Source organism: Tessaracoccus bendigoensis DSM 12906 (genome assembly GCF_900141915.1).
Classification (GTDB): Bacteria; Actinomycetota; Actinomycetes; order Propionibacteriales; family Propionibacteriaceae; genus Arachnia; species Arachnia bendigoensis.
In genome coordinates, this window is sequence record NZ_FQZG01000018.1 from 11,808 (window position 1) to 25,030 (window position 13,223).

Genomic DNA, 13,223 nt, shown 5'->3' on the forward strand with positions numbered 1-13,223 from the left:
TCGTCGATTTTCACGACCCCGCTCGGAACCACCGAACCCCAGCCAGCAAGGCAGTGGCCGATCCTCGACACCAGACACAGCAAAATCGACCACTGGTCAATTCTCACAGCTCCAGCGGCGACGGCGACGGGCGACGGGCGACGGCGGCCGCGACGCGGGTCCTCCCCCACTTCACGAGTCATCCCCGGTCCCGCTCACCGATCAGCCCGGTCTGGCCCCGAAGTCCCTCACCAACGCCGGCGGGCCACCCCGGTACGGGCTCACCGACACCCTCGAGTGCCACTGGATCCCGGCGTGGTCGAGCGTCCACAACGTCACGCACGACGCGTCCAACTGGGCCTGCTGCGTGTGCTCGTAGACATACAACGTCTCACCGGTGGCCAGGTCCATCACCCGGGTCCGCAGCGTACCGATGTTGCGCAGCGACGTCCCCGGCGTCTGCGCCGACATCGCAATCATGATCCGGCTCACCTCCGGGTTCAGCGCACCGAAGTCGACCATGATCTGCGCCCGGTCCGGCCCGACCGACTGGCCGGGCGACAGGTACGTCAGGAACGCGCTGCGATCCGGGTTCGTACGGCGCTGCCGGTAGATGAAGTCCTGCTCGGTGGCCACCTTGTAGCCGACCCCGCTGCGGCGCACCAACAGCAGGGCGCACATGTCGATGTCCACGGAGATGTTGGTCCAGGTCGAGCCGATCAGCAGCCGCTGAACCGGCACGTTCCGATCAGTGACGAGCGGGACGGTGGCTCCCGCCAACAGTCGCTTCGCCATCAGCGCACCCCGATCTTCTTGGTCAACGCCGCCTGCAGCACGTCGAGCACCCTGAACGGCACGATCCCGCCCCGCCCGACGGTCGACGCGTTCGGCTCCGAACCCAGCGCCGACGTCGCGAACAGCCGGTATGGGATCTGCGCCTCCGCAGCCGCCGTCAGCAACATCCCGGCGCCCATCTGGCCGAGCAGGCCGTGCAACTCGTGTTGCAGCAGGTCCGCGTCCTGCCGATTGTCGAACTCGCTGACCATCGACGGGTCCCGTTGCAGCGTAGAGCCCGGCCGGTTGAAGATCGACTGCCAAGGTGAAGCCGACAGCTCACGCATCCGCTGCAACACGTCGAACTTGCTGAGCACGATGCCCAGCACCTGCTCCGGCCCGCCCTGCTGACGGTGCGCCGCGCGGGCGGCGAGCACAGAACGCAGCACCTCCAGGTCGTGCCCGGAACCGCGGGGCACCGTGACGACGCCCTCGAGCACCGCGGCGACCCCCGGCACCTTCAGCGGGTCGACCATCGAGACGATCAGGTCGGCGAACCCCAGGTATCTGAACTGCGCGTCCGACGGCGCCAGTGACTCAAAGTCCTCTCCCGCGGCGTCGATGATCGAAAGACACACTCTCTGGCCGCCGTATTCGAAGCTCCACATCAGGGGTTCGAGGCCCTGGTCACGCACCGGCGGCGTGGGGGGAAGCAGGTTGCGCTGCTCAAACAGCGGCTGCCTGTACTTGTGCTCGAAGCGGTCCTTGGTGGTACCCAAAGGATTCAGGAAGCTCTGGTGCCGTTCCCCGAGGAAGTATTCGAACTGGTCCATCATCACGCCGATGAGCACCGACTTGCCCGCCGTCCTGGCTCCAGTGATCGCGAGCGCCAGCGGTGTTGAGGCAAGCCATTCGACGGGCACATCGAACTTGCAGGACGGGCAGGCGCCCGTCGAGGTCACGGCCCGATAGCAACTGGGGCACACCGTCATGAGACCACCTTCGGGAAGAGGGCATCGGCCAGGTCGGGCGCCTGGGCGACCGCGGCCGCAAGGTCGGTCGTCGACACCAATCGCACGTTGTCGAGCGCAGCCAGCTCATCGAGCGCGGCCAACTCCTCGTCCCAGAACTGAACGGCGCGATCCTCAGGCCGCAGCCCGTGCCGTGAACGGCCGACCACAACCACCAGCATCGGGGTGGCCGACTCTGCCGCGAACGCCGTCAACTCCCGGTAATCGACCGGCACGCCGTCGAGCAGTAGCGCGACCCTGCGTCCCCCGGCCGCAGCCTGCCGCACCGCCCGGGTCACCCGCGGCCACGGGGCCGGGTCGTGGCCGAGCGTCTGGTCCCAGTCGATCGTCTCCACGTCCAGCTCCCCCACCACGTCACGCACCGGCTCGGTGGCGAGCAGCACCCCGCCCGGCAGGTTCCCGAACGCGGTGGCGGCGATCCCCGTCAACGTCTCCACGAACGACCCGATCCCGGGGCGACGCGCCTCCACCAGGATCGACGCCGAGGCGTCCAGCACGACCGCCCACGCCACGTCCGCTGTCGTCGCGTCCTGATGGTTGACGTGATAGGCGTACGCTCCTGGCCTCAGCCATGCCCTCGACCAGGCGCCCTCATCCGAGCGGCGCCCGTCGGCGAACACGTCGGTGAGCACCCCGTCGACGCCGAGCCGCACCAGCGTGACGTTGTGGTGTCCGCCGACCTCGGCCGCGGGTCGCACGATCTCGCTGCCCACACCCGCGGGGCTGCGGAACGACACCCCGATGCGGGTGCCGGAGGCGAACGGCAGCCCGGTCGACGACTTCGCGCCGATGAGCAGCTCCTTGCCAGGGACCACGACGACCTCGTTCGCCGAGACCCGGAACTGCGGCTCGACGACCTCACCTCCCGGCCCCGTCAGGAGCACCTGCGCCGGCCCGGTGGTGCTCAACCTGATCGATACCGCCCCGGACGGGGCCTGCGCGACTCCCCCCGGCGCAAGCTGCACGATTCCGGCCATCATCGGTCCTCTCGATCGGTGGCATGCGGCTGCAGAACCGCCGCAATGTCGCGCGCGGCCTGACGGAGTTCCTCCGGCTGCGCGGCGACCTGTTCAGTCAGCTGCCCCGAGAGCAGCAGTCCACGGACATCGATCCCGGCACGGCCGAGCGCGGCCGCGCCGACAAGCGCGGCCACCAGCGGATCCGCCTCACCCGTGTCAGGGCCGACGATCTCGGTCGGCATCGAATAGACGTCGAGGTCGGCTGCGGGAGAGGCACCGGGGGCAGGCAGCCCGACCTCTTCGGCCAGCGCGACCAACTCGTCCCAGCGGAGCACATCGTCGTTGACCGCGCCCAGCAGCTGCCGGATCGGGTCGACCCGGGCCAACTCCTGTGCACCGGGTGTCGTGAGCCACGCGGCCTGCAGGAAGATCAGTTCGTCGCGCACCATCAGCGGATGCCCGGCGGCGATGTAGCGCCTGATCATCTCGTCACGTTTGGTGAAGACGGCCTGGGCGACCTCCCGGTCGGCATAGACGAGGTCGACGGCTAGCCCCGTTATCCGGGACGCCGCCATCGACTGCCCGGTCGGGAGCAGCCAGTGCCCCGTCCGGGCCGCCTCCTCGGCGTCAAGCTGCCAACTGACGTCGATCTGGGGCAACCCGCGCAGCGACGCCGGGTCGAGGGGGGCGTCGACCGTCACCAGCACCGGCGTGGTCGCAAGCTGCTCCACCGCGGTGTGCGGATCCTCACCGATCCTGATGCGCACCTGCCCGGCCAGGTCGGAATCCAGCAACCAACTGAGTACCGAGACCCACCGTGCGGCCTCCTCGGTCGACGGCGCCACCAGCAACACCCGCCGCGTGTCGAGGAGGAGGGCGAAAGCGACGTCGACGATCCACCGGATCCGGGCGATCCGGCCGGGGTCGGCACGCAGCCACCTGGCGGTGTCGGCCCAGCCTCCGGGCGCGGTGAGCCGGTCGGGAAGTCGCGTCTCCGCGATCTGGCGTGGCCCGAATGGCGCCGCCCAGCCCTCCGCGAAGAACCAGTCGACGGGGCGCACCCCGTCCACGGCCTCGACCAGTGCACAGTGCGAGACGACGTTGCCGGGCCGACCGGTGTGGTCCGTGCCCGCCTCGGCGCTGCGACAGGCCGCGTACAGCGACCCCTGTGGGTCGCTCCGGAACCGGACGGCGCGGGTGGCCAACTGCCAAGCCGATGGGAACTGCGGCAACGTCACGGGGAGCGCGACGCTGGTCAGTGCCAGCAACGCCTTCCTGGTCTCGGGCGTTAGGTCCGGGGTCGCCTGCAGCGTGCCCCAGCCGCCGACGCTGCGCCCGGTGATCTGGTCGGCGCTGCCGTAGAGAAGCTGCTGCATCACACCGTCACCTCGAGCGTGCCGACCGGCGGGTCGAGCACCGCCACCGCGCCACAATCGGCCGGTGGCAGGTTCACGAACAGCCGAACGAACGCCAACGTCGGCCCGGCCGGCAGTTCGCCGACGAACGTGTGGATCCCGGCCCGCAGCGACACCACCGGTTGAGCCAGGAGCCTGCCGTCCTGCGGGTGCAGCGGGAGGCGCCCGAGCTGCCCGACGATCGCCAGTGGCGTGTCGTGCAGGTCGTCGTCGACCTGGGCGTAGATCCGGTAGCTTGCCGGGCGCGTTCCTGCCTGGGCGGGTGAGGAATCGGGACCGTAGGGCACCACCTGATACTGGAGCCGTGTGATGCCCGGATAGTCGAGCGAGGTCGCCTCGGAGTACATGGGCATGCCGTCGAGGTAGACCACGCCGTATAGATGGATGGCGCAGCCGTTGGACGGGAGCGTGCGGGTGATGCGCATGCCGCCCATGGTGATGTACTCGTCGCGGGTCAGCTGCGCGATCGGCTCAGACCCGGCCGGGTCGACACCCTGACCCCGCGGCCCCTGGTAGGCCTGCACCACCGTGACGCCCTCGGGCCACGAGAACGTGATGATCTCGGAGTCGACGCGCTCGACGATCGTCGCGTGGGTAGGGGCGTGCGGGGTGACCATCGAGACGGCCGGGCCGACCCACACCGACTCGTCCGAGACCCAGTGGACTGCGACAAAGTGCGCCCGAACCCAGCCAGGGTCGACGGCGTACCCGGTGATCGTCATCAGCCCGCCGAGATCGGTCGGCGGGCTGACGATCCGGAACTCTGGGGTCAGCCCCTGGCCCTCGACGATCTCCCTGGTGCGCGGCACGTCCTCGAGCCCGTGCGGCGGCCGTTCCGGGGTCGCGAACAGCACCACCCGCCCGTGCCTCGGTGCCAGCCACGAGATGTCGAAGGTGCCGGGGGTGCTGGTCGACCTGGCGACCGACACCTTGATCTGCTGCAGTTCGGGAATGACGTGGGCCTCCGCCGTGACGGGCCGCGACACCATCGAGGTCCCGTCCGCCAGCTCAGCGACGCAGAACGCCGCGTAGACGATGTCCTCCCCCATCGGCGGGTTGAGGTCACGGAAGCCGGTCACGGAGACCAGTTCCCGGTCCAGTTCGCGGTTTATGTCGTAGCTGACGGTGGCTCCCTTCCGGAACCGCTGGACCTCTACCCTGCTGCCTTCCGGCGTGCTCAGCAGCGCGACGACCGTCCGGTTCGCCGTCACCTGGACGGTGAGGCCGGAAGGGGGCCAGACGACCTGCGCGACCCCGACGAGCCGCGGCTGCGATCGGGTCGCGTCCAATAGTGAGTCACCCTGGTTGACCCAGACTGCCAGGTAGGTCACCGGGCCCGAGGGATGGATCTCCGCCGTTCCGGAGGTGGCCGTGGTGACACCGACCAGGCTGCCCAGCTCGGGTGCCCCGCTGGGCCAGTTCGATGCGGACTCGACGACCCGGTACAGCGTGACGGCGGCCCTGGTTGGGACGGGGCTCCAGAACAGCTGCACGCCGTCGTCGCCGAGTTCTGCGGAGAGGTGCCCGTAGGCCTCCGCGCCACCGTACGCCCAGGAGAAGGGCGCGAACTGTGGCGTGCGCTGCCAGACGAACGGGGGGAACGGGTCGGTCTCGATGGGTTCGGGCGGTGTCACCTGCTGCGCCGCGGGCTCCTCGGGTGCCGCCTGTTCCGGCTCGTCCTCCTCCGGGGCGCCGCTCAGCACGGCGGCGACCTCCGTGGCGTGGGCCCGCACCGGCGCCTGCGCGGAGAGCCGCGCCGCCACCGCCTCCACCTCGGCCCGGGTCGTCGCCCCGCTGGAGGCCAGCCGCGCCAGGTCCTGGTCCCCGATCTGCTGGACGGCACCGTCCGGGTGGACGGAACTCCACTCCAGCAGACGGCGGAAGCGATCCTCGGGGCTCTGGCTGAGCGTTGTCGGCTCGACTCCGGCAGGTTCCGCCTCCGCCTCAGCCACCTCCGCTTCGACGGGTTCGGCAGCTGCCCTGGCCGGTTCCGGCGGGCCGTCGAGCGTCGGCGCCAACTCGTTGAAGATGTTGAGCAGCGTGTCTCGGTTCTCCCACAGGATGTGTTCGGCGACGTTGCGCAGCCTGATATCGAGGTGCCCCCAGAGTTCGAGGTCGCGTTGCGACGGCATGGCCCCGCCCCGCGCCCTTGCCGCCTCGACCAACCACCGGGCCCGGTCTGATCCGCTGCTCACCAGGTCGCCCCAGGACGCTGCGTGCCGTTACCCTGGCCCGTACCCCACGGTGACGGCGGTTGCTGCCCGTTCGACTGCGGTGGCCCCTGCCACTGTGGTTGCGGAAGCTCCTGCTGCGGCGGTGCGGGCGCAGGGCGCACCTTCAACCCGAACGGGAGCACCAGCACCGAGACGTAGGCCGTGATCAGCGCCACGAGCGCGACCCAGCCACCCGGCCCGATGTAGACGGTGATTTCGGCGCCGGAGCGGGCCTCGTCGACGAAGAGCCCGGCAGGGCCGAACAGGTAGGTCGACGCTGCAAGGATGCCCCCGATGACTGCGACGAGGATCCCGGTGGCCAGCGCGACCGGCACCCCGCCGCGGAACAGCAACCCGATCGAGCTGAGCAGCAGGCCGAGGGCCAGCACCCAGATCAGGATGGCGATCACGACCACCTCGTTCGGCGAGTATACGAACGGCTGCCCGTCAGCTCCGGTGCCGCTGACCCAGGGCAGCCAGATCGAGACCAGCACCATGAGGCCGGCCACGAACAGCATGACCATCGAATAGCGGGCCGGGCCGGTGTTTCGGGGCTCCCCCGACGGCTGGTTCTTGAGGAAGAGCAACCCGAACCACGGCAGGAAGAACGCCGGCAGCAGGCCGTGCCACCAGGGTCGGCCCGAGCGCCGAGACAGCGCGATCCCGAACATCGCGGACGGCACCGCGTTGATCAGGTAGAAGATCACCACCGCGGTGAAAAAGTGTGCATTCAACCAGTCAGTCATGGCTTTCTCCCCCTACACGAAGCCGTCGGTCGACGGTCGGACCGGCACCGGACCATCATCGGGCGCGGGCGCCCCGGCGAACTGCCTGGCAGCGAAGGCGCCGCCGACCTGCACCACCACCAGTGCGACGTCGAGGCCGGTGGCCTCCTCCTGTGCCATGGTCTCACTCACCTGTCGGATGTCGACGACACCGCCTGCCGGGTTGAACATGCCTGGCTGGAATGAGCCGAGCACGCCAGATCGGTCGAGCCCCTCGATGAAGTCGGTGCGTGACACCTCGTGCGGCCGTCCGAGCGAGTCACGCACCATGACGCGGCTGAGGAGACGGTCCCTGGCCGCGTCGTCGCTGCGGGTGAGCTGCACGATCCGCTGCGCCGTCTCCGGCGGCAGGGGCCGGGTGGCGGAGGCTTCGGCGAGCGCGATGCTCCACCTGGTCAGCACCGGGACGCCGTCGATTGCCGGATCGTTGCCTAACAGATTCGGATCCTGTTGCAGCAGGTGGCGCAGGTTCCCCAGGCTGGGCGGCAGGTTCGCCTTGTTGGCGCTCCAGGCTTCTGAGAGCCACCCGACCCTGAACAGTTCCCCGCGCCAACGGTTCGCGACCTCCTCGACCGCCTCCCCGTCCGGCACCGCGACCCCGACCGCTAGGTTGAGGGGCATGCCTTGGCCGATGTGCAGGCGGCGTTCGGCCGAGGCCCCGGCGTGCCCCAGGGGGGCATGGATGAAGGCCCCGAACACCCTCGACCAGTCGAGATACTGCCGGTAAGCGCGGCTTATGCGCCGCAGATCCTCCAGCGCCTCGAGTCGGTGCCTGGTGGCATCCTCAAGCTCGGTGGTCGCCGCCCGGAGCCGGTTCAGCCAGGCGTACAACCTGGCCGAGGCCTTGACGTGCATCCAGGCGCCCACCCCGGCCCAACCGACGATGACCAGCATCGTCGTGAGGATCAGCCAGGGCCACGCGAACACGGAAAGCGCTCCGAGCGCCGCGAAGATCGCGAGCAGGGACACGGCCACCGCCGACATCACCCGCACGTTGCTTGCCAGGCGGTCCTGGTCTTCCTGGATGGCCTCCGGCGCAGGCGGCTGCGCGCTGAGCCGCTCCACGAGGGCCGTGAGGTCCTGCACCTCGGCGATCGTCGCCCGGTGCGCGTCTCCCAACCGGCGTCCGATGTGGCCCGAATAGGAGCCCCGCACCCGGGTGGCCCACTCGCGTAGCCGGTTCCGCTCGGTGCTGATGGCCTGCGCGAGATGCGGCTGGGCCTGCGCGAGGTGGTCGAGCCGCTCGAACAGCCGTCCGACGGCGATGTCGTCGCCCGCCTCGATCCGCCAGTTCGGGAGGAATGCGGCCAGGTTCGCGGGCAGGGTGAAGGCGTCGGAAGGGTCGGTGCCGACCCGGTCGGTCGTGCTGATCACCGCCCGCTGCGAACCGAGCGTCCACGGCGGCAGCTCCGGGGAGCGGTGTCCGCCGTCGAGGAGGGTGAGGCCGCCGGCGACGAAATCCTCCCAGAGCTGCGGCTTCTGCGGGACGGGTTCGAGCTCACCGCTCACGACCGTCCGCCGGAGGACCGAGTCGAGCGACTGCTCATACTCGGCCCAGGTGGCCGATGAGCCGTCTGCCCTCACGCCGCGCACCACGACGGCGAACCCCGAGTCCGCGCCTCCGAAGACCGCGTTCTGCACGGCACCCGCGGCGACTTGCGAAACGGAACGGTCGAAGGCGTCGAGCGCGTTCTTCGGGGCGTTGGCGAGGGCCGAAGCGGCGAAAGAGACAAACCGCTTCACTGCCTCCCACGCACCGATCTTCTGCTGTGGGGGCGGCGGGGTGCGGTGCCGGACGCGCGGCATGACGTCGGCGTGCTTGCCGAGCAGTTGTTCGGCCATCGCGACGGCTTTGGCGGCCTCGTCGTCGATCGACCGGGCGTAGCTGTTGTCCACGCGGGGCGTCGGATAACGGTCGTGTACCGAGACGAGGTGCGCGGCCAGCGCGTCCTGCACCGAACCCGACGACAGCGAGCGGCTGAACGCACGCACCGGCACGATCAGGCCGCCGCTGGGGGCCTGCCGGTCGTCGAATGGGGCCTTCTCCTGCCCAGGCCACAGCGCGGTGAGGGAGCAGAGCGTGCCGGTCAGGAGCAGCAGCCAGCGCGGGTCGTCGAGCGAGCGGGTCACTGGCGCCGACCCTTGCGAGGGTGCCACTGACTCCTCGGGTGAGATCGCCAGGTTGTTCCAGCCAAACAAGGTGAGCGCCCTGGTCGACCATTCGGCTCCCGGGCTGCCTGCCGACACGTTGAGCTGCACGGTGGGAGCGTCGGGCACGCTCTGCCTGACGGCCTCCAGCACCCCGGCGGCCTGCCGCTGGTCGACGGCGGTGGCGTCCTCGTCGACCACGCCGACCACCACGACCCTGATCCGCGTGACCCTGGTGTGCGCCAGATCCTGCTGCAACGCGACGGTGTCGACGCCGTCGCCCCCGAGCACGGCGGCAGGGATCGTCGGGTCGTCGGCCCGGACCGAATCGAGGTCGACGATGCGGCAGGGGCTGACCAACCCCTGCACCGTCCAGTCGTGCAGCACCGCCTGCAGCGCGACGGCCACCGGCCGCCGCGCCGCGATCACAACAACGTCAGACCCAGACCACGTCATGCTTGACTCCCTGATCGTCCACCCCTGCCGCCTGCGCCAGCTGCTTCAGCCGGTCGAGCGCCGGCAACGCCAGCGGCGCGAGCTCGGAGAACAGCGACATGCGGCGCATGCCGTCGACGTCGAGCCTGAGCTGCAGCGCCCTGACGGTGGCTTCGTCGCCTCCCCATTCGGCGGCCAGCATCCCCTTGAGCCCGTCGATCCAGTTGCAGGTCGCCTCGACCCTCGCCGCCGCCGTGTCGGCCGGGGTGGCGCCCGCGGGCACCGAGGTCAGCACCTGTGAAAGCCCGTCGCCTTCAAGGGTGACCCCTCCGAGGGTGAACGGCTGGTCATAGAATGCCGCGTGCAGCAGCGTCGTGCCGTTCAGGCTCTGGTCGGGCTTGGACTGCTCGTTGCTGTCGGCACCGTCGATCAGCAGCCGCAGCCCCTCGTAGGGGGCCAGCGGAGTCAGGTCCGGGTCGCCGACGCAGGCGACGAACGCCCGGGTGTGGCTCATCAGGACCCCCGCGAGCACGTCGTGTGGGGTGCGGATGGCGGTCTCCTCCGAGGTGAGCAGGTCCCCGAAGCGGACCCATCCACGCGGGGTGCGCACCTCGGCCGTGCCGTAGGCGTCCTGCCGGACGAGCCCGACCAGGCGCCCGAGATACCAGCCAGCGATGATCGTCTTGGCCTCCTCGGTCGACATCCCGAGCGCCGCGTAGAGGGGCCGGGTGCGCTTCCACTGCCACAGGTCCCGCTGCGCGGTGATGGGGGACGCGGCCCAGCGCGCGTTGATCGGTTCGAGCAGCGACGTGAAGCACATCGGCGAGACCTTCTGGTACGAGCCGAACACGTTGACCTTGCCAGCCGTCGACAACGCCCCGGACAGGGCCGTCTTGAAGTTGTCGATCGACGTGGACTCCAACTCGGGTTTGCCGCCAAGCTGGCTGACGACCTGGTCGGCGACCGGATGCGTCGCCTCGAGCGGGATCTCGGAGAACGAGTACACGAACCGGACATCCACGCCGTGGAGCCGCTTTGCCATGTCGATGTCGACACCGACGACGGGGCGGGCCTTGTCCATGGTCTCGATCAGCTTGGCGGCGAACCCGTCGTGACGCAGCTGCCGGTCGATCGGCGTGACCGCCGGGTCGTCGAGATAGTCGGAGATGGAGGCCCCGGCGAAGTTGGCGAACACGTCACCCACCGCCGCCAGGCGAAGGGTGGCGCGGCCGAGCAGGTCGACCGAGTCGAGCCGCAGCGAGTAGGAAGGCTTGGCCTCCGGGGTCGGGGTGCCGTCAGCCGCACGGTTGGGTAGCACCGAGGGTCGCCAATGGCTGACCTGCTGAAGCACGTCCTGCGCGACCTTCGAGCCGGTGGTCTCCCACCGCCCGGCGATCGCCTCCGCCCTGAGCTTGCCGAGGCCCTGCCGGTAGTCGGCGAACCCGCCGGCCGACGACACGACGTCGCTGCGGAACTGCGCCGGAAAATCGTCGGCCGTCGTGAGCAGCACCTCATTCTCGGCATGGTTGAAACGCTGCGGCACCCGCTCGGTCTCATCCGGCCAATCCGCGTAGACCGCGGAGTTCAGCTGCGCGAGGCCTGCCCCGCCCGAATCCCTGGCGCGTTCGACCTCGAGCGTGTGGAGCGAGTCGTTGGCGGCCTTCTCAAGCCCGCCGAGGACGTCGGTGGCGAAGGCGCGCAGCACCCCGGCCCCGACCCGCGCGCCCTCCCTGCGCAACACGTTCTCCATCGCGCCCTGCAACGACCGGGCGGCCAACTGGCCCAGCGGATGCGTGAAGTCGACGGGCTTCTTGCCGAGCAGTTGCGCCTGCTGCCCGACGCCCGAGTCGAGCGCGACGGGGTCGGCGGCGTCGGCGGTCCGACCTGCCTCGGCCAGCTGGCCGATGATCTGGTCCGCGAGCATCCGCACCCTGGTCATCAGCTCGCGGCCGTACGGCAGGCCGAAACCGGCCACCACGCGCAGGAACTCGGCCTTCACCGCCTCCTCGAGTTGGTAGGCCCACTGCTCACCCCAGGCGTAGGCGGCGTGCTGCAACTGGTAGCGGGCCTGTTCGCGCAGCGCCCCCACCGATGAGGCGACGGTGCTGACCCACTGGGCGGCCGGCGCCGAGCCGGAGTTGCCCATCATCGCGACCCCCGGCGCCGCCGCGTCGCGCGCCGCAGCCTCCCAGTGCGGCCGCGGGAAGGCGACCGACTGGAACCAGTCGGGGACCGGTTGCCCGAGCTGCGGTAGCCCAATTGCCACGAGTGAGGAGCCGATCTGGTTGTCCATCAGCATCCGGAGCTGGTCGTTTCCGGGCAGTTGGCTTGTCGGGTTCAGGTGCCCTTCCACCAGGTGGTCCGACGCGGTGCGCGACAGGCGCTGCGCGGCATAGTCGAGGTAGCGGTCGCGGCCGAGTGACAGGCTCGCGAACCCGAGCGACCCGAACGGCAGCGCGCGGCGGTCCGCACGCCAACCGAACCGGTTGGTCGTGGAGTCCAGCCACTGGGGGTTGCCGAGCATGAAGTCGACATACTGGCTGGTGGCTGCCTCGGACATCATGGTGCCGGCCAGCGCGCGGGCGATCCCGCGGTAGACGCCGTCGGAGGAGCCGTCGCCGAAGAAGGCACCGTCGCCGCCGATGCGCCGTCCGATCGGGAACACCCGTCCGAACGGCGGGTTGCCCGACGTGAACGGCACGCCCAACCGCTGGTAGGTCTCGCGGTCGAACGGCTCACTCAACCTGGTGATGGCCCCCAGGATCTCCGGCATGGCGCCCATCGCGTTGCCTTCGACGTTGGCGCGCTGGCCCGCGGTCAGTTCCGCGAACACGTCCGCGGTGAACATGAAACAGCCGATGTTCTGCGGCTTGACGCCAGGCAGCGAACCGAGCACGCGGCACACGTCGAGGAACATCGAGGCGCCGGAGCCTCCTGCCATCGAGCCGACCACGATCGGGATGATCACGTTGCTGGTCTGTTCCTTGCGGGGGATGTCGCCCCAGGCGTTGGGCGCGACCGCCCGCGCCTGCGATGCGACCAGCGTCTCGTGCAGCGTGGTCAGGCGCGGCAGCGTGAGCATGCGGCCGACGGCCCGGTACTGGCCGGCCCCGTTGTTGACGGGGATGCCGTTGGCCGTCTCCCTGTCGCGGGGCGCCCAGCCCATCAGTGGGGCGAAGTTGTTCCCCTTGGAACCGAGCTGCGCCTCGACTGCGTTGGCGGTGGCGAGGTAGGTGTTGGTCGGCGACGAGAACGACACGTACTGGCCGCCCAGGTCGCGGATGCTGCCGAGCGGCGCCGGCCCCTTGTCCGGGTCGACCGGCACGTCGATGTGTACGAACTGCCAGGCGTCCGGGAGGGAAGTGATGCCGCGGGCGCGCAGGTCGGCCCTCAACTGGTCGATCAGCAGTCGAACGGTGCGGCCGCCGGAGCCGCCGCAGCCGACAATCAGGAACCTACGCACAGGTGCTTCTCCTCGTTCGGA

8 protein-coding genes are annotated in these 13,223 nt (G+C 69.9%); all 8 read right to left on the reverse strand.

All coding sequences use genetic code 11. The features are described 5' to 3' along the window. Positions 1 to 201: 201 nt before the first annotated feature. From BUC15_RS06210 to BUC15_RS06245, 8 genes are read right to left on the reverse strand one after another with little or no spacing between them, the layout of a single operon-like run. On the reverse strand, positions 202 to 774 hold the full coding sequence (locus BUC15_RS06210; protein WP_073186672.1) for a TerD family protein: 573 nt from the start codon (positions 772 to 774) through the stop codon (positions 202 to 204). Further along, a complete protein-coding gene (locus BUC15_RS06215) occupies positions 774 to 1,745 on the reverse strand; it encodes a TRAFAC clade GTPase domain-containing protein (protein ID WP_139280119.1) in 972 nt (323 codons plus the stop codon). Before BUC15_RS06215 ends, BUC15_RS06210 begins: the two co-directional genes overlap by 1 nt. After that, positions 1,742 to 2,761: a hypothetical protein gene (locus BUC15_RS06220; protein WP_073186674.1), complete on the reverse strand. Its 1,020-nt coding sequence runs from the start codon at positions 2,759 to 2,761 to the stop codon at positions 1,742 to 1,744. The genes BUC15_RS06215 and BUC15_RS06220 overlap by 4 nt, the downstream gene beginning before the upstream one ends. Next, complete coding sequence (locus tag BUC15_RS06225; protein WP_073186675.1) at positions 2,761 to 4,119, reverse strand: GAP1-N2 domain-containing protein; 1,359 nt, start codon at positions 4,117 to 4,119, stop codon at positions 2,761 to 2,763. Before BUC15_RS06225 ends, BUC15_RS06220 begins: the two co-directional genes overlap by 1 nt. After that, positions 4,119 to 6,353 carry a SaeA-related protein gene (locus BUC15_RS19845; protein ID WP_175558257.1) on the reverse strand — a complete coding sequence of 745 codons (2,235 nt, stop codon included), beginning with the start codon at positions 6,351 to 6,353 and terminating at the stop codon, positions 4,119 to 4,121. The genes BUC15_RS06225 and BUC15_RS19845 overlap by 1 nt, the downstream gene beginning before the upstream one ends. Then, entirely contained in the window at positions 6,350 to 7,117 is a 768-nt protein-coding gene (locus BUC15_RS06235) for a hypothetical protein (protein ID WP_073186677.1), read from the reverse strand. Before BUC15_RS06235 ends, BUC15_RS19845 begins: the two co-directional genes overlap by 4 nt. Before the next feature lie 12 nt (positions 7,118 to 7,129). Beyond that, positions 7,130 to 9,760, reverse strand: coding sequence for a hypothetical protein (locus BUC15_RS06240; RefSeq protein ID WP_073186678.1), 2,631 nt, complete (start codon positions 9,758 to 9,760; stop codon positions 7,130 to 7,132). After that, complete coding sequence (locus BUC15_RS06245; protein WP_073186679.1) at positions 9,741 to 13,202, reverse strand: tubulin-like doman-containing protein; 3,462 nt, start codon at positions 13,200 to 13,202, stop codon at positions 9,741 to 9,743. The genes BUC15_RS06240 and BUC15_RS06245 overlap by 20 nt, the downstream gene beginning before the upstream one ends. Positions 13,203 to 13,223 lie beyond the last annotated feature (21 nt).

Excerpts from the sequence above, each read along its gene's own strand:
- BUC15_RS06240 (WP_073186678.1), bottom strand. The coding sequence starts at position 9,760 with ATGACGTGGTCTGGGTCTGACGTTGTTGTGATCGCGGCGCGGCGGCCG.
- BUC15_RS06215 (WP_139280119.1), bottom strand. The coding sequence starts at position 1,745 with ATGACGGTGTGCCCCAGTTGCTATCGGGCCGTGACCTCGACGGGCGCC.
- BUC15_RS06235 (WP_073186677.1), bottom strand. The coding sequence starts at position 7,117 with ATGACTGACTGGTTGAATGCACACTTTTTCACCGCGGTGGTGATCTTC.
- BUC15_RS06220 (WP_073186674.1), bottom strand. The coding sequence starts at position 2,761 with ATGGCCGGAATCGTGCAGCTTGCGCCGGGGGGAGTCGCGCAGGCCCCG.
- BUC15_RS06210 (WP_073186672.1), bottom strand. The coding sequence starts at position 774 with ATGGCGAAGCGACTGTTGGCGGGAGCCACCGTCCCGCTCGTCACTGAT.
- BUC15_RS06225 (WP_073186675.1), bottom strand. The coding sequence starts at position 4,119 with ATGCAGCAGCTTCTCTACGGCAGCGCCGACCAGATCACCGGGCGCAGC.